At 64.6% G+C, this 15,820-nt stretch carries 12 protein-coding genes and 1 pseudogene; 7 read left to right on the top strand and 6 right to left on the bottom strand.

All coding sequences use genetic code 11. The annotated features are described in order from the left end of the window. Positions 1-92 precede the first annotated feature (92 nt). Entirely contained in the window at positions 93-899 is an 807-nt protein-coding gene (locus C7W88_RS18720; protein WP_118075078.1) for an SDR family oxidoreductase, read from the bottom strand. A gap of 158 nt (positions 900-1,057) precedes the next feature. Here C7W88_RS18720 and C7W88_RS18715 point away from each other — a divergent pair, with 158 nt between their 5' ends. The 4 genes and pseudogenes from C7W88_RS18715 to C7W88_RS18700 all read left to right on the top strand — a co-directional run bounded on the left by C7W88_RS18715 (position 1,058) and on the right by C7W88_RS18700 (position 5,124). After that, on the top strand, positions 1,058-1,819 hold the full coding sequence (locus C7W88_RS18715; protein WP_118075077.1) for an SDR family NAD(P)-dependent oxidoreductase: 762 nt from the start codon (positions 1,058-1,060) through the stop codon (positions 1,817-1,819). A gap of 10 nt (positions 1,820-1,829) precedes the next feature. Beyond that, positions 1,830-2,357: a VOC family protein gene (locus C7W88_RS18710; RefSeq protein ID WP_118075076.1), complete on the top strand. Its 528-nt coding sequence runs from the start codon at positions 1,830-1,832 to the stop codon at positions 2,355-2,357. 151 nt (positions 2,358-2,508) lie between these two features. Continuing rightward, positions 2,509-3,918: an SRPBCC family protein gene (locus tag C7W88_RS18705; RefSeq protein ID WP_118075075.1), complete on the top strand. Its 1,410-nt coding sequence runs from the start codon at positions 2,509-2,511 to the stop codon at positions 3,916-3,918. Between the two features lie 10 nt (positions 3,919-3,928). Further along, positions 3,929-5,124, top strand: a pseudogene (locus C7W88_RS18700) (SRPBCC family protein). Here the strand turns inward: C7W88_RS18700 and C7W88_RS18695 are convergent. The 3 genes from C7W88_RS18695 to C7W88_RS18685 all read right to left on the bottom strand — a co-directional run bounded on the left by C7W88_RS18695 (position 5,121) and on the right by C7W88_RS18685 (position 7,843). Next, on the bottom strand, positions 5,121-6,032 hold the full coding sequence (locus C7W88_RS18695) for a helix-turn-helix domain-containing protein (protein ID WP_162896253.1): 912 nt from the start codon (positions 6,030-6,032) through the stop codon (positions 5,121-5,123). The pseudogene C7W88_RS18700 and the gene C7W88_RS18695 sit on opposite strands and share 4 nt — an antisense overlap. A gap of 67 nt (positions 6,033-6,099) precedes the next feature. Continuing rightward, positions 6,100-6,831, bottom strand: a complete 732-nt coding sequence (locus C7W88_RS18690; RefSeq protein ID WP_118075073.1) for an SDR family NAD(P)-dependent oxidoreductase — start codon at positions 6,829-6,831, stop codon at positions 6,100-6,102. Continuing rightward, positions 6,821-7,843, bottom strand: coding sequence for an NADP-dependent oxidoreductase (locus tag C7W88_RS18685; RefSeq protein WP_118075072.1), 1,023 nt, complete (start codon positions 7,841-7,843; stop codon positions 6,821-6,823). Before C7W88_RS18685 ends, C7W88_RS18690 begins: the two co-directional genes overlap by 11 nt. 166 nt (positions 7,844-8,009) lie before the next feature. Between C7W88_RS18685 and C7W88_RS18680 the strand changes: the two genes are divergently transcribed. Together C7W88_RS18680 and C7W88_RS18675 are read left to right on the top strand one after the other, a co-directional pair. Next, complete coding sequence (locus tag C7W88_RS18680; RefSeq protein ID WP_118075071.1) at positions 8,010-10,433, top strand: TonB-dependent receptor; 2,424 nt, start codon at positions 8,010-8,012, stop codon at positions 10,431-10,433. 102 nt (positions 10,434-10,535) lie between these two features. Then, complete coding sequence (locus C7W88_RS18675; RefSeq protein WP_118075070.1) at positions 10,536-11,300, top strand: SDR family NAD(P)-dependent oxidoreductase; 765 nt, start codon at positions 10,536-10,538, stop codon at positions 11,298-11,300. 72 nt (positions 11,301-11,372) lie between these two features. On the opposite strand, the gene C7W88_RS18670 is transcribed toward C7W88_RS18675, so the two are convergent. Further along, positions 11,373-12,167 carry a ThuA domain-containing protein gene (locus C7W88_RS18670; protein ID WP_118075069.1) on the bottom strand — a complete coding sequence of 265 codons (795 nt, stop codon included), beginning with the start codon at positions 12,165-12,167 and terminating at the stop codon, positions 11,373-11,375. After that, positions 12,167-13,174 carry an NADP-dependent oxidoreductase gene (locus tag C7W88_RS18665; protein WP_118075068.1) on the bottom strand — a complete coding sequence of 336 codons (1,008 nt, stop codon included), beginning with the start codon at positions 13,172-13,174 and terminating at the stop codon, positions 12,167-12,169. Before C7W88_RS18665 ends, C7W88_RS18670 begins: the two co-directional genes overlap by 1 nt. A 145-nt stretch (positions 13,175-13,319) precedes the next feature. Between C7W88_RS18665 and C7W88_RS18660 the strand changes: the two genes are divergently transcribed. Further along, a complete protein-coding gene (locus C7W88_RS18660) occupies positions 13,320-15,773 on the top strand; it encodes a TonB-dependent receptor (protein WP_118075067.1) in 2,454 nt (817 codons plus the stop codon). Positions 15,774-15,820: the final 47 nt, after the last annotated feature.

Raw genomic sequence — 15,820 nt, 5'->3', positions numbered from 1 at the left:
GCCTGTTTGAAGCTGTTTGGGCGATAGGTTAACCGATTTCCTTCAATCGTGCAACGGCCAAGCGAAACATCTCAAGAACGGGCCAAGATCGCTCAGCCTTCGGCCATGGCCTTGGCGACCGCGGCGTTGATTTCCTCGCGCGTGGGGTTGCGGCGCAAGGTGAGGCCGCCGTTCACCTGCAGGTTTTCCCCGGTCATGAAGCATTCGTCGCTGGCGAGGAACACGGCGGCGGCGGCGACGTCTTCCGACGTGCCCCAGCGGCCGAGCGGATAGGCATTGCGGAAGCTTTCGAACAGGCCGGGGACCTGTTTTGCCTCGGCATTCATCGGCGTATCGGTGAGGCCCGGCGAGATCGAGTTGGCGCGGATGCCTTCCGCCCCGAATTCGTGGGCGATGCAGCGCACGATATGATCGGTGCCGGCCTTGGTGCCCATGTAGATGGCGTGATCGTTGAGCATGATCGTGGCCGTGGCCGAGCTGATCGTCATCAGCGAGCCGCCGCGCCCGCCCATGGAACGGGCCATCTTGCGGATCATCGCCTGGAAGAACTGGTGCGGGCCAACCAGCTGCAGCGCGCTCATCGCGTCAAGTTCGGCGCGGGTGACTTCGAGGAAGGGCTTGAGCAAGCCCCAGCCGGTGGAATTGATCGCGATGTCGATGCCGCCGAGCTTTTCCGAAGCCGTATCGGCAAGGGCGTTGACGCTGGCCTCGTCGGTGATGTCGCACGGCGCCCATGCGCAGCCGGTCTGCGCGGCGAAGTCAGCCAGCACGGCCTCCTTGCGGCCCGAAACCAGCACATGCGCGCCTTCGTCAAGCAGGCGCCGGGCGATGACCTGCCCCATGTTGCCTTCGCTGCTGGCGCCCAGCACCACGGCGGTCTTGCCTTCGAGACGCTTCATTCCACTGCTCCCAATTGCTTTGGCGACTGGCTACCACCGCAAGGCGCGCGGCATTTCCTGTTCAAAAGGGGAGTGGCTTGGCATTGCTGCGGCCTTCAAGAACGCTGCAACGGCCAGAACATGGCATTGAAGCGTGCACGGGATAGAGGAGCTGACTGATGGATCTCGGACTCAAGGGCAAGAAGGTCATCCTGACCGGCGGCAGCCGCGGCATCGGGCGGGCGACTGCGGAACTGCTCGCCGCCGAAGGTGCGGACATCGCGTTCTGCTCGCGCAATCCCGAACAGGTCGCCGAAGCGGCGGAAAGCCTTGGCAAGCATGGCGGCAAGGTCTTCGGTTCGGCCTTCGACATGGATCAGGGTCACGATGCCTATCGCGCCTGGCTGACCGATGCCGCTGAAAAGCTGGGCGGTTGCGACATCTTCATCCCGATGATCTCGACTTCGGGTTCGGGCCAGACCGGCGACTGGCAGAAGGGCCTGGATCACGACATCATGGGTTCGGTGATCGGCATCGAGGTGCTGGAGCAGTACCTGGAAAAGTCATCTGCGCCTTCGGTGGTGATCCTGTCGTCGACCGCAGGGCTCGAAACCTTCATCGTGCCGCAGGGCTACAATGCGCTGAAGGGTGCGCTGATCGTCTATGCGGGGCAGCTCAGCCAGGCGCTGGGGCCGAAGGGCATTCGCGTCAACACCGTCTCGCCCGGCCCGATCAAGTTCACCGGCGGCAGCTGGGACGTGATCGAAGGTGCCGCGCCCGAGCTGTACAAGTCGGTCGAAGCCGGTTTCGCGCTGGGCCGTTTCGGCGGGCCGGAGGAAGTGGCCAAGGCGGTGGTGTTCCTTGCCAGCCCGGCATCGTCCTATACGACCGGAACCAATCTGGTTGTCGATGGCGGCTTTACCAAGCGCGTTCAATTCTGAGGAACCTGCCATGAGCATCGGGGCCAAGGGGATCCAGCATATCGGGGTCTCGGTCCCCGATCTCGACAAGGCGCGTGAATTCTACCTCGGCCTGCTGGGCGCGGTCGAGGTGGGGCCGCCACTGGAATGGCGGGACAATCCCTTCATCGACGAGGTGATCGGGCTGAAGGGCAGCGCGGCGCGGCAGTTCATGTGCCGGCTGGGCAATGCCCATATTGAGGTGTTCGAGTACACAGCGCCTCCGCCCGAGCGACAGGACCCGGATCGCGGGGTGAACCATCATGGTTACACGCACTTCGCGGTGCAGGTGGAGGATATCCAGGCGTGCTACCAGCGCCTGCTCGACGCCGGCATCCGCGTCCATGCGCCGCCCTCGATGGCGGGCGTGACCGTGGACGAGCAGGGGCGCAAGAGCGGTTATGCCGCGACCTATTGCCGTGATTTCTTCGGCAACGTGTTCGAGGTCATGGAGATCTACGACGACCCGCAGATTCGCCCGGTGTGGCGCGAGGGCGTGGGCGTGATTGTGCCGGACTGAAAACCGGCAAGTCTGCATGTTTAGCGAAGCCAAACATGCGCGAACTAGCCAAAAGCGCAGGGGTTCGGGGCGCATTTTCTTGACCTTGGTCAAACCCGCCGGGCCGCTGTCGTGACATCGTTCTCTCACCCAAAGAGGAGAGAGGAACACGATGGCCGACCGCGATCCCGGCGCCTTCGACCGCGCACGATGCCCCGGCACCAGCTGGGAGGACATTCTGGCGGCGGACGAGGTGCAGCCGCCTGCCTTCATGGCCGAGGACCGTTCGCAGTATCTCGGCTCTGCGCCGATCGATGCGGCGCGTTACCACAGCCCGGAATTCTTCCGCGCCGAGTGCGAGAAGATGTGGCCGGCGGTGTGGCAGTTTGCCGCGCGCGAGGAGGACCTGCCCGAGCCCGGCGACTATGTGACCTACGACAATGCCGGGCGATCCTACCTGATCGTGCGGCAGGAGGATGGCAGCGTGAAGGCGTTTCACAACGTCTGCCTGCATCGCGGCCGCAAGCTCAAGACCGACAGCGGCAGTGCCGAGCAGTTCCTCTGCCCGTTCCACGGCTTTTCGTGGAACCCTGACGGGTCCTTGCGCAACATTCCCTGCCGCTGGGACTTTGCCCACCTGACCGACGCGAAGATGCAGTTGCCCGAGGCGAGCCTGGCGCAGTGGGGCGGCTATATCTTCGTGCGCGACAATGCCGAAGGGCCGACGATCGAGGAATATCTCGCCCCGCTGCCCGAGTTCTTCAAGCGCTGGAAACACGAGGAGTGCGTGACGGTGGCCTGGGTGGCCAAGGTCATCCCCGCCAACTGGAAGATCGCGATGGAGGCTTTCATGGAAAGCTACCACGCCTATGTCACGCACCCGCAACTGATGCCGTTCACCGGCGATGCCAATGCCGCCTACCATGTGCTGGGCGACCACGTGAACGTGAACTACACCCCGTTCGGCGTGGTCAGCCCGCATATCGAGGCACAGGCGCAGGCCGAGCACTGGCCGCAGCAGCGGATCATCGATGAATTCCGCAAGTACAACGGCCGCAGCGCCGACAACTACGATGCGGACAAGGACAATTATGCGATCACGGTGCCGGAAGGGCGCAGCGCCCGCGCCGCGCTGGGCGCGAAGATGCGCGAGGTTTCGGAAAAGCAGTTCGGCGGGGACTATTCGGGCGTTTCGGAAAGCGAGCTGCTGGATGCGCTGGTCTACAACGTGTTCCCCAACTTCGCGCCGTGGGGCGGGTTCATGCCGAACATCGTCTATCGCTGGCGGCCGTGGCCCGATCAGGACAAGTGCCTGATGGAAGTGCGCGTGATTGCGCGGGTGCCGGAAGGTCAAGAACGGCCTGCAGGCGTGCCGATGCACATGCTGGGTGACGACCAGATCTGGGCCGACGCGCAGGAACTCGGCGTGCTGGGCGCGGTGCTCGATCAGGACAGCGAGAACATGGCGCTGTGCCACGAAGGGCTGAAGGTTTCGAAGAACCAGGCCGTCGAACTCGCCGACTATCAGGAAGTGCGCATCCGCCACATCCACCAGACGCTGGATTCCTATCTGAACGCTTGAGGTTAGCCAGATGACCGAACTTTACGACAAGTACGCCCGCGCGGCGGAACGCATGCTCCACTTCGTCGAGACCAGGACGACCGACATGGCGAGCGGGACGATGCGCGTGCCGGTGGCGGACTATCTCAGCGAGGAGCGCTTCGAGGCGGAGATCGCGCGGATCTTCAAGCGGTTGCCGCTGATGCTTGCGCTGACCATCGAACTGCCCAACGTGAACGATTACAAGGCGATGGAGGTGATGGGCCTGCCGGTGCTCATCACGCGCGGGCGTGACGGCAAGGCGCGCGCGTTCCTCAATGTGTGCAAGCACCGCGCGATGCATCTGGCCAAGGAGGGCAAGGGCAATTGCAAGGCCTTTGCCTGCCAGTACCACGGCTGGACCTATTCCAACGAAGGCAAGCTGATCGGCATTGCCGAGGCGAGCACGTTCGGCGATGTCGACCGCTCCACCCTCAACATGACCGAGCTGCCTTGCGACGAGGCGGCGGGGCTGATCTTCGTGATCCTGACACCCAAGGACTCTGGCGGCCTGCCGATCAACGCGGTCGAGTGGATGGGCGGGATGTACGAGGACTTTGCCGCATTGAAGCTGGAGACGTGGTACTTCCACAAGGCGCGCAAGATGCAGGGGGCGAACTGGAAGGTCGCCTATGACGGCTATCTTGAGGGCTACCACTTCCAGGCCGCGCACACCAACACGGTGGCAACGCGCAGCCCTTCGAACCGCGCCCACTACGAGGGCTTCGGGCCGCATATCCGGCTGGGCTTTCCGCAGAATTCTATCACCCGGCTGGCCGAGCTGCCGCGCGAGGAATGGGGGCGGCAGGAGAACAACGGCTATGATTTCATCCGCATGCTGTTCCCCAACATGAGCTTCTTCCTCGCGCCCGAAATGGGCCAGCTGGCGCAGCTGTTCCCGGGCCGAAGGCGAACCAGAATACCACGGTGATGAACTACATCTTCCCGGTGAAGCCCGAGACGGAGGAAGGCCTCGCCGCGCTGGACCAGATGTGCGATTTCTTCTTCGACGTGGTGGAGGAGGAGGACTATTTCCTTGGCCTCAAGGTGCAGAACGGGCTGGAATCCGGGGCGATGACGCACCAGACCTTTGGCCGGAACGAGCCGGGCAACCAGTTCTTCCACAAGTGGATCGCCTATTACCTCGACGAAAGCGGGCAGACGCCGATGCCGGTGATGAAGGCCTAATCGGCCGGGCGGGTGAGCGCCTGGGCCGGCGCGCCGAGCACGGCCTGGCGCAACCGGAGCGAGCGGGTGAACATCGGTCCGCAGGCTTCAAGGAACTGCGTGGGCTTCATGCCCAGAAATTCGTGCGCCTCGCGGATGAAGTGCGAGTAATCGGTGTAGCCGGCGTCGATGGCGAGCGCGCGTCGGCCCGGCCCACCGCGGATCAGCGCATGGAGCGAGCGCAGGAAGCGGGCGCGGCGCAGCAGCAGCTTGGGCGCAAAACCGAACGCCCGCAGGCAAAGGCGCTCCAGCTGGCGCGAGGCAATGCCGAGACTGTGCGAGAGCTGGCCGACCGTGCGCAGATTGGGATCGAGCAGGGCCGAAAAGATCCGGGAAATCGTGTCCTCGTCGCGGTGGGACATGCCCATCCGGTCGATCAGCCAGGCATCGAAGATTGCAGGGACCGCGCCGGGCGCCGCGTTGCGCAGGTGCCGGGCCAGAGCTTCGACATCTTCGCCCAGCATGTCGCGCGCAGGGACGACGCGATTGGCGATCTTGGCAGCGGAGCAGCTGCCGAGGCGCGCCCATCCCAGCGGGGTGATCCCTGCGCCGACGACGGTGCCGGCATCGCTTTGCGACCAGCAGGCCGTGGACGAAGGGCCGAACAGCGCGACATCGGGCACGCGCACGGCTTCGCCCCCACCGTAACGCACATGCCAGCGGGTCTGGGGATCAAGCAGAATGCGCAAGTTGAACCAGGCCGGCTGGAACACATCGCTGTGGACCTGCCCTTGCGGCGGCGCGACGGCGTAAAGGTGGTAGCCGCTGACCAGCCCTTCGAGCCTGGGGGAGGGCTTCCAGTAATCCATGCGCATGGCCGCCGGCGGATCGGCCCGCGCGCTGCCTTCATCGAATGCCGCGACCTTCATCAACTGCGTTCCTGCCCCTGGCCCAAGCCCTTGACCGGCTTTGGAAAAGGAACGGCCTGAACGGGTTTTAGTGCCGGACCATGGCGCCGCCATCGACCCAGACGCCATGGCCGGACATGAAGCGGGCATCGTCGCTGCACAGGAAGGCGATGACGTCGGCGATGTCCTCGGGCTGGCCGAGGCGGCGCAAGGGGGCCTTGTTCTCCCAGAAGGTGCGGAATTCGGGCATCTCGGCAAAGGCGGGCGCGGTCATTGCCGTGGCGATGGCGCCGGGCTGCACGCAGTTCACCGTCACTCCGAACGGCCCGAGTTCCGCCGCGACCGACTTGGTAAAGCCGAGCACGGCGTGCTTGGAGGCGGAATAGGCGCTGAGGCCCTCGTCGCCGTGGCTCGACGTGGTGGAGCCGATGGTGACGATGCGGCCATTGCCCGCGGCCTTGAGGTGCGGCACGGCATCGCGCACGAGGCGGAACACGGCGACGAGGTTCACCTCGATCACGCGCAGGAAATAGGCGTCGTCATGGCCTTCGAGGGGGTGGAACGCGCTGATCCCGGCGCAGGGAACCAGCGTATCGAGCCCGCCCATCGCCGCCACGGCCTGTGCGACAAGCCGGGCATTGGCATCGGGGGCGGTGAGGTCGGCCGTGAAATCGACATCGCCCTGCACGTCGGCAGTGAAGACTTGCGCCCCGTCGGCGCGCAGGCGTGCCGCCGTGGCCGCCCCGATGCCCGAGCCTGCGCCGGTGACGATGGCCTTGCGGCCCGCCAGGCGATCAGAGGTGGGGCGATCAGAGACCATCGGCAATCTTCAGCACGAGCTTGCCGGTGTTGGCGCCGCTGAACAGGCGCATGAAGGCATCGTAGGCGTTTTCGAGGCCGTGCTGCACGTCCTCGTCGATGCGCAGGCGGCCTTGCGCCATCCATTCCGCCATGACCGCGCCGCCTTCGGCAAAGCGGGGGGCGTAGTCCATGATCAGGTAGCCGTAGAGCGTGGCCTGGTTGGTGAGGATCGACCAGAGGTTGCGCGCGCCGACCTTGGCGGGGGAATTGTATTCGCTGATCAAGCCGCACAGCACGATGCGGGCATGCTTGGCAAGGTTGAGCAATTCGGCATCGAACACGTCGCCGCCGACGTTCTCGAACACGACATCCGCCCCGTTCGGCGCGGCTGCGCGGATCTCGGCGGCGAGCTGGTCGACCGACTTGTTCTTGTAGTCGATGGCGACATCGAAGCCGTAATCCTCGATCAGGCGGCGGCACTTCTCCGCGCCGCCGGCGATGCCGATCACGCGGCAGCCGAGAATCTTGCCGATCTGGCCGACTGCCGAGCCAACCGCCCCTGCGGCGCCTGAAACCAGCAGCGTTTCACCGGGCTTGGGCTTGGCCACGTCAATCAGTCCGAAATAGGCGGTGAGGCCGACCGCGCCCATCGCCGAGAGGAACCGCGATGGCGAATCGACCTGGGCGACATCGACCTTCATGGTGAAGCCGCCGGCACCGTTGACCGAGTAGTCCTCCAGGCCGTTCATGCCCAGGACCCAGTCTCCGACGGCGAAATCGGGCGAGTTCGAGGCGGCGACCACGCCGACCGTGGTGGCGCGAACCGGATCGCCCAGGGGGATCGGCGGCATGTAGCTGGGCGCATCGTCCATCCATCCGCGCTGGGCGGGATCGAGCGAGGCATAGCAGTTGCGCACGACGAAGCCGCCCTCGGGCGCAGAGGGAACTGGCTGTTCGACAAGGGAAAAGTCCTCTGGCACCGGCGTGCCGTGGGGGCGACGGGCCAGCAGGAAGCGGCGATTGACGGTCATGGTGATCTCTCCCGGATTCTCGTCCGAACGTTACGGCAAGGATGGATGATGCACTGGCACATGCACCTGTAACAAGTCGCAGTTGGTTCGATCAGCGCAGCGGTGGATGAAGAAGGTGAGCCATCGTCCCTGAGCGGACGAGGTTACCCTTGGAGGGAGGATAGACATGAGAACCACTGCTGCACGGCGCATGCTTGCCGTTGCCATGACCACGACCGCGCTTGGCCTTGCGCTGCCGGCATTCGCCACCGAAGCGGACGAGCCGCAGGCGGTTCAGGCCGACGAGACCACAGCAGCCGATGCAGGCGATACCGGCGCGATCATCGTGACCGCGCGCCGCCGTTCGGAAACGCTGCAGAGCACGCCGGTGGCGATCACCGCGGTCAACACCGCCTTCCTCGAAAGCAAGGCTGCCGTGAACATCGGCGACCTGCAGGGCGCGGCTCCGGGCCTGCTGATCACCCAGCAGAATTCGGGCGCGCAGGCGGCAAACATCTCGATCCGCGGCCTGACTTATGCCGACATCGAGAAGTCGCAGACGCCGACCGTGGGCGTGCTGGTTGACGGCGTGGTGATCGGCACCAACACCGGCCAGCTGCAGGATGCGTTCGACATCGCCCAGCTGGAAGTGCTGCGCGGCCCGCAGGGCACGCTGTTCGGCGCCAACACCATCGGCGGCGTGATCAACATCCAGCGCACCAAGCCGACGATGAAGCCCGGCCTGAAGGCCGAGGCGACCTTTGCCAAGTTCGGCACCTTTTCGACCAAGCTGCTCGCCAACTATGGCAACGAGGAGAGCTGGGGCGTGAAGGCGTGGTACTTCCACAACGAGACCGATGGCTTCTACAAGAACGTCACCCGCAATGTCGATGCGGGCTGGAGCAATGGCGAGAACTACGGCGCCAGCCTGCTGTTCAAGCCTGTCGGTTCGGGCTTCGATGCGCAGCTGACGGTGGCGCAGGTCGAGCAGGTGTTCGACCCGGTGGTGAGCAGCCTTGCCAACAGCAGCGAAGCATTTTGTTCGCAACCCACCCTGGACTTCATCGGCAGTCTTTCAGGGCTTCCGGCCGGGTCGATCCTTGCTGCGCCGGCGCGCGAGTGCAATCGCAACAACACGACGGATCTTTACACGACCTTCGGTTCGGCGGCCTCGAGCAATTACAAGGCTCCTGAAGCCACGCTGGAGATGAACTACGATCTGGGTGGCGTCACGCTGACCTCCATCACCGGCTGGCGCAAGAGCACCGAGGCGCAGACGCAGGATTTCGACGGCATGTCGGTCGATCTCTACTATGTCGATCGCCGCCAGCACTACGAACAGTGGAGCCAGGAATTGCGGGCTGCCGGCAACCTGCTGGATGGCCTCGATTACGTGGTCGGAGGGTTCTACTTCCACTCGAAGTACGACCTGACGCAGTGGTCACGGGTGCTTGCAAACAGCCCGAACATCGCCCCGACCCTTTTCGACAGGAACTCCCAGCACGTCGAAGGGCTCACCGAAAGCTATGCGGTGTTCGGTGACTTTAACTGGAAGGTTGCCGAGCAGATTCGCGTCTCGTTCGGCGGACGTTACAGCCACGACCGGAAGGAACTGTTCAACGGCTTTGCCGGTGGCAAGCTGATCGATCCGGACAGCGTGCAAAAGTCCCAGTTCGTGCCCGTTGGCACCGGCAAGGCAAGCTTCAACAAGTTCACCCCCAAGGTCGGCATCGACTGGCGCCCGAACCAGGACGTGATGGTCTATGCCTCGTGGTCGCGCGGGTATCGTTCGGGCGGGTTCAGCCCGCGCGCGGCAACCGCTGCCACCGCCAGCACGCCGTTCCAGCCTGAAACGGTCGACGCCTATGAAGTGGGCGTGAAGCTTTCGGCGTTCGACCGCAAGCTGGAGCTGAACCTTGCCGGCTTCGTGTCTGACTACAAGGACATGCAGCAGAACCTGACCGTTCCGGGTGGCCCCACCGGCAACCAGACGATCACCGGCAACGTTCCGGGCGGCGCGCTGATCAAGGGCATCGAGGCGGACGGCACGCTGCGCCTGACCGAGAACTTCCGCATCACCGGCTCGATCGCGATCATGGATTCGCACTTCCGCAACTTCGTTACGTGCGGCGCCTATGCGGCAGGGCCGGTGGCGACCAATGCCTGCGGTACGGGGCTGGTGCCGTTCAACTACTCGGCCAACCGCCTGATCTATGCGCCGGACTTCACCGCGTCGCTGGGCGCGGAATACGTCGCGCCGACCGGCTTTGGCGATATCACCACCAATGTCGGCTGGCGCCACATCTCGCCCTATGACGAGCAGCTTTCGGCAGCTTCGCTGACGCCGACGCTGAACGGTTCGGGCCAGGCGACGCTGATCACCGTGGGCGGCAACGATCCGCGCGTGCGCACCACCACGCAGGATCTGGTCGATGCGTCGATGACGTTCAACTTCGACATCGATGACGCCAAGGCCTACCTGCGCGTGTTCACCCGCAACCTGCTGAACGAGAAGACCACGACCCACGCATTCACCGTGGCTGGCCTGTGGTCGTTCGGCATGGCGCTGGAACCGCGGACCTACGGCGTTACCGCAGGCTTCAAGTTCTGAAGCCAGCGCATATAACCTGATCCACCTTGCCGGGGGGCGGGGGAGGGTCGCTTAGGCGACGTTCCTTTCCGTCCCTCCGGTTTTTTATTGGGAGAGTTTCAAATGGGCCGTCTTTCCGGAAAAGTCGCATTGGTGACAGGTGGTGCTTCGGTGCCGGGCCTGGGCAGCGCCACTGCGCAGCGCTTTGCCGAGGAAGGCGCCAAGGTGTGGCTGACCGACCGCGATCTGGCCGGCGCCGAAAAGGTGGCCGAAGGCATCCGCGCCGCGGGCGGCGAGGCTCGCGCGATGCTGCATGACGTGACCAGCGAGGCGCAGTGGGACGAGGTTTTCGCCGCGATCGAGGCCGAGGACGGCAAGCTGGACGTGTGCGTCAACAATGCCGGGATCGCGGTGCTGCGCCCGATCGAGGACATGACCAGTGCCGACTGGGCGCTGCAGAACTCGGTCAACCTCGACAGCGTGTTCCAGGGCACCAAGCGCGCGGTGATCCTGATGCGCAAGACCGGGGTGAAGGGTTCGATCATCAACATCTCGTCTGTCGCCGGGCTGATTGGCGTGCCGGCCTGCGGCGCCTATGCCGCGGCCAAGGGTGGCGTGCGGCTGTTTTCCAAGACCATTGCGGTGGAAACCGCCAAGGACGGCATCCGCGTGAATTCGGTGCACCCCGGCATGATCCTGACCAATATCCAGGGCGTGGCGCAGGAGGACAATGCCGCGAACTATGACGCGACGCTGGCGCTGGTGCCGATGGGCTACATGGGCGCGCCGCTGGACATCGCGAACATGAACCTGTTCCTCGCCTCGGACGAGAGCCGCTATGTCACGGGGACCGAGCTGGTGGTCGATGGGGGGATGACGGCGCTTTGATTTGTCGGTTGGGTGGGCGCTGATGCCCACCCCCGACCCCTCCCGCTTGCGGGAGGGGGGTGTCAGGCGGCGCTATTCGGCGACCCAGCGGATCGCGTTTTCGACCAGGCGGCGGTAGTGCGGGTTGTCATAGGCCGAGGGGCCGTCGCCGGGCTGGAGATAGACGAGGCGGCTGTTGAGGGCTTGCAGGGTCCAGCCGACGAGATTGGAGCCGACCGGGTGGTCCCAGCCTTCGCGGCTGAACATATCGCCCTTCACGGCAAGGTCTGCCGACCAGAAGTGATCGCGGTCAAACGTGGCGCTTGAGCGCAGGAGCGGGGTGACGTCGCTTTCATTGACCTGGCCGAGGTAGAGTTCGTCGGTCAGGGTGAAGCTGGCGGGCAGGCCGGCGGTGACGGGGTGATCGGCCACGACCGCAATTTCGTGGGTGACATCGTGGCAATAGCCGCTGTCGGGCACCGTCTCCCCGCGCCGCTCGCCCGGATGGTAGAAGAACTGCCCGCCCAGCCAATCGTGATATTCAGCCCATGTCGGCCATCCGGCGAGCGCGTGGTGGAGCGCGACGACGCCCTTGCCCTGTTCGAGCAGGGCGCGGAAACCGGCCTGCAGTTCGGGCGAAGGTTCGCGGTAGAGCGGGGCATTTTTCGGCGCTTCGAAATCAAGGCCGGGCATGTCGTAGAGCACGAGGGCGTCGAACCCGCGCATGCTTTCCGGGTTCATCAGCAGCGCGGCGGCGGGTTGATCGACCATGGTGGCCGATATGCCGTCCATCGCTTGGAACATGGCGTCGAAGGCGGTGCGATCGAACGGGTGGCCGCGCACGGCGACGAGGCACTGGAGCGGGGCGCGGTGCTTGATGATGGGCATCAGGCGACTTTCACGATGACTTTGCCGATGGCCTTGCCCGAGAGCATGCGGCGATAGGTGGCGAGGGTGTTTTCCAGCCCTTGCGTCTCATCGAGATTGACGGTGAGCGTGCCGGCATCGACCCATTCGCGCAAGGTGGGCAGGAATTCGGCGCCGCGGTGGAGGAAGTCGGGGATGAAGAAGCCTTCGATGCGCAGGCGGCGCATCAGCACCTGATCGAAGCGGGCAGGGCCGGGCAGGGGGGCGTCGTTGTCATAAGCAGCGACCATGCCGCACACCGCGACGCGGCCATAATGCGCCATGTTGGGCAGGACGGCATCGAGCAGCGGCCCGCCGACATTGTCGAAATAGGCATGGACGCCGCCTTCGACGGCGGCGAGACGGGCGGCGACGTCATCGTTCTTGTAGTCGATGGCGATATCGACGCCCAGTTGTTCGGTCAGGTAGCGGCACTTTTCAGGGCCGCCGGCAATGCCGATGACCCTTGCGCCAAGGTTGCGGCCGACCTGGCAGGCCATCGATCCGGTGGCTCCGGCGGCGGCGGAGACGACCAGCCATTCGCCGGGCTTGACCGCAGCCACTTCCCTGACGCCGACATAGGCGGTCCAGGCATTCATGCCGAGCGCGCCGAAGTGGTGGCGGATGTCGGCCACGGTGTTGTCGACGATCTCGAGCCCGGCGAGGGCAGGGACCATTGTGGCGTAGTCTGCCCACTGGCCGAAGCCGCGCACCAGTGTGCCGACCGGAAAGGCCGCATCGCGGCTTTCGCTGACGTGGCCGAGGACCAGCCCTGCCATCTTGCTGCCCAAGGGCAGGGGCGGCTGATAGCCATCGGTGCGCGGGCTCATCCACATGCGCGTGCCGGCGTCCATCGACAGGTAGCCGACCTTTACCCGCACTTCGCCTTCCCCAAGCGGCGGCAGGGTTTCGGTCTGCAGGCTGAGTGCGGCTTCGAAGTCTGAGCCTTCGGGGTGACGATCAAGGCGCCAGAAGCGGTTTTCGGTCATGGGAATTCCTCTCAAGCGCCAGAGGTGCCGAGGCCGGGGCAGCGCGGCACCTAGCCAAAGGGTGAGGCTAATGCATTGGCGAGGCGAGGCTTCGCGCCGAGAGGCGTAAACGCGCGGGTCTAATCACAAGAGGGAGGATGCGGACATGCGCACCATCAAGGGAATTCTTCTCGCCACTTGCGCGCTGGGCGCGGCGGTTCCGGCATTTGCGCAGGATGCCGCGCAGGACGGCGCCAGTGCCGGCGGGCTCGAGGAAATCATCGTGACCGCGCGCAAGCGCGAGGAATCGGTGCAGACCGTGCCGGTGGCCGTCACCGCGATTTCCGAAAAGACCATCCAGCAGCGCGACATCACCTCGATCGAGAAGATCGCGGCGGCAACGCCGAACCTCAACGTCGGTCGTGCCTCGAACGGTTCGGGCGCGCAGCTGACCATGCGCGGCATCGGTTCGTCCTCGACCTCGATCGGCATCGAGCAGTCGGTCGCCGTCGTGGTTGACGGTGCCTATTACGGGCAGGGCCGCATCATTCAGGAAGGCTTCTTCGACCTGAAGCGCGTCGAAGTGCTGAAAGGTCCGCAGGCGCTGTTCTTCGGCAAGAACGCCACTGCCGGCGTGATCAGCCTGGCCACCAACGACCCGGGCCCGGACCGCGAATTCATCGCCCGCGCCGGTTACGAGTTCCGTTCGCGCCAGTACCAGGGCGAGCTGATCGCCTCGATCCCGCTGAGCGATACGCTGGGCGTGCGCTTTGCCGCGCGCGGTTCGATCATGGACGGCGGATATTATCGCAACGTCTCGGTCGACCGCACCTATACCACCGTCGACATCCGCAACCTGCTGGCGGGCGGCAGCGGCAATCCGATCGGCTCGGTGGCCAAGCCGGCTGCATCGCGCGCGCCGGGTGAGGACGAGTTCCTCGGCCGCGTGACGCTGAAGTACACCCCGACCGACCGTCTGACCATGACGCTCAAGGGTTCGTACAACTACAACCAGGTCAACAATTCCTCGTGGAACTACGTGGCCTACAACTGTGGCCTCGCCAGCGGCGTGAGCCAGCTGACCGGGTATCGCTGCGGCACGGATTTCGTGACGCACCAGAACAACATGCCCGCCGACATTGCCAAGGACTTCCCCTTCGCGAAGGACAATGGCGAGCTTTACAACCGCTATCGCTCGTGGGCGATCAACGGCGCGGTTTCGTATGAGCTGGACAATGTCACGATCAGTTCGGTGACGAACTACAACACCAACAACAACCGCTGGACCTGTGCCTGCGATTTCCAGAGCAGCAATGCCGGCACCTGGGCGACCGAGAACAGCACGTGGAAGGCGTTCAGCCAGGAACTGCGCGCGCAGACCTCGTTCGACGGGCCGATCAACCTGATGGTGGGCGGGCTGTATCAGAAGACCAAGCGTGACTTTGCCCAGTACGTGATGTTCGCCGGGCTGCGCGACGACACGGCTTCGGCGGCCAACCGCTTCGTGGCATCGTCGAAGACCAGCTTCACCGATGGCGAGACGACGGCCCTGTTCGGGCAGGTGACGTGGAAACTGATCGACACGCTCGAGCTGGCAGGTGGCGTGCGCTATACGCATGAGACCAAGGACAGCTTCTTCACCCAGCCCTACAACAACCTGGGCGTGCAGGGCATCTTCCGCGACCAGAACGATGCCGACGGCCTGGGCGAAGTGACCGCAAAGCAGGTCTTCGACGACTGGTCGCCGGAAGTGACGCTGACGTGGAAGCCGCAGGACGGCATCCTAGTCTATGGTGCCTACAAGACGGCCTACAAGTCGGGCGGGTTCTCGAACGGCGGCATCAATTCGAAGTTCTCGTCCGATCCGCTGGCGGACCTGACCTTCAACCCCGAAAAGGCCCGTGGCTTCGAAGCCGGGATCAAGACGACGCTGGCCGACAACCAGCTGCGCCTGAACCTGGTGGCGTTCACGTATGCCTACAACGATCTGCAGGTCGATTTCTTCAACTCGCCGATCTTCGCCTTCCAGACGCTGACGGCGGATGCGCGGACCAAGGGCGTGGAGCTGGAATTCGAATATGCGCCGCGCAGCATCGACGGGCTGAACGTCCACGGTTCGATCAACTACACCAAGGCACGCTACACCGACTTCCCCTCGGCTCCGTGCTATGCCGGGCAGACTCCGGCGCAGGGTTGCACGCTGGTGGGCGGGCTGGATGCGCGCCAGAACTTGAACGGGGCGCCGCTTTCGGTGGCACCGGAATGGACCGGCGCGTTCGGCGTGGGCTACGAGACGGCAGCGGGCGAAGGCTACAAGGTCGGCCTCAACGTCGACACCCGCTATTCGTCGAGCTACCTCGCCTCGGGCTTCGGCAATCTTTTCTCGCGCCAGGGCAAGTATGCCGTGCTCGATGCGGGCATCCGCTTCGGGGCCGAGGACGACAACTGGCAGATCGCGGTGATCGGCAAGAACCTGACCAATCGCTTCTTCGTGAGCGGCGTGGTCGATGGTCCTTCGACCGGCGGCGGCACGGGCACGGCGGCGGGCGTCCGCGCCGACCAGCTCGGCTTCGGCAACCTGCCGCGCACGGTGCAGGTCTCGGTGATCAAGCGCTTCTGATCGCATCAGGCGCACGTGACCATGAGAGGGCGGGGCTTCGGCTCCGC

This window comes from Novosphingobium sp. THN1, assembly GCF_003454795.1.
Lineage (GTDB): Bacteria > Pseudomonadota > Alphaproteobacteria > Sphingomonadales > Sphingomonadaceae > Novosphingobium.
Note: the sequence above shows the minus strand (reverse complement) of the source record. Positions and strands in the feature narration are given on the sequence as shown.

Bases quoted from the DNA above. Each gene is read 5' to 3' on its own strand.
- C7W88_RS18705 (WP_118075075.1), top strand. From the start codon at position 2,509: ATGGCCGACCGCGATCCCGGCGCCTTCGACCGCGCACGATGCCCCGGC.
- C7W88_RS18675 (WP_118075070.1), top strand. From the start codon at position 10,536: ATGGGCCGTCTTTCCGGAAAAGTCGCATTGGTGACAGGTGGTGCTTCG.
- C7W88_RS18695 (WP_162896253.1), bottom strand. From the start codon at position 6,032: ATGAAGGTCGCGGCATTCGATGAAGGCAGCGCGCGGGCCGATCCGCCG.
- C7W88_RS18665 (WP_118075068.1), bottom strand. From the start codon at position 13,174: ATGACCGAAAACCGCTTCTGGCGCCTTGATCGTCACCCCGAAGGCTCA.
- C7W88_RS18715 (WP_118075077.1), top strand. From the start codon at position 1,058: ATGGATCTCGGACTCAAGGGCAAGAAGGTCATCCTGACCGGCGGCAGC.
- C7W88_RS18660 (WP_118075067.1), top strand. From the start codon at position 13,320: ATGCGCACCATCAAGGGAATTCTTCTCGCCACTTGCGCGCTGGGCGCG.
- C7W88_RS18685 (WP_118075072.1), bottom strand. From the start codon at position 7,843: ATGACCGTCAATCGCCGCTTCCTGCTGGCCCGTCGCCCCCACGGCACG.
- C7W88_RS18680 (WP_118075071.1), top strand. From the start codon at position 8,010: ATGAGAACCACTGCTGCACGGCGCATGCTTGCCGTTGCCATGACCACG.
- C7W88_RS18670 (WP_118075069.1), bottom strand. From the start codon at position 12,167: ATGCCCATCATCAAGCACCGCGCCCCGCTCCAGTGCCTCGTCGCCGTG.
- C7W88_RS18720 (WP_118075078.1), bottom strand. From the start codon at position 899: ATGAAGCGTCTCGAAGGCAAGACCGCCGTGGTGCTGGGCGCCAGCAGC.
- C7W88_RS18690 (WP_118075073.1), bottom strand. From the start codon at position 6,831: ATGGTCTCTGATCGCCCCACCTCTGATCGCCTGGCGGGCCGCAAGGCC.
- C7W88_RS18710 (WP_118075076.1), top strand. From the start codon at position 1,830: ATGAGCATCGGGGCCAAGGGGATCCAGCATATCGGGGTCTCGGTCCCC.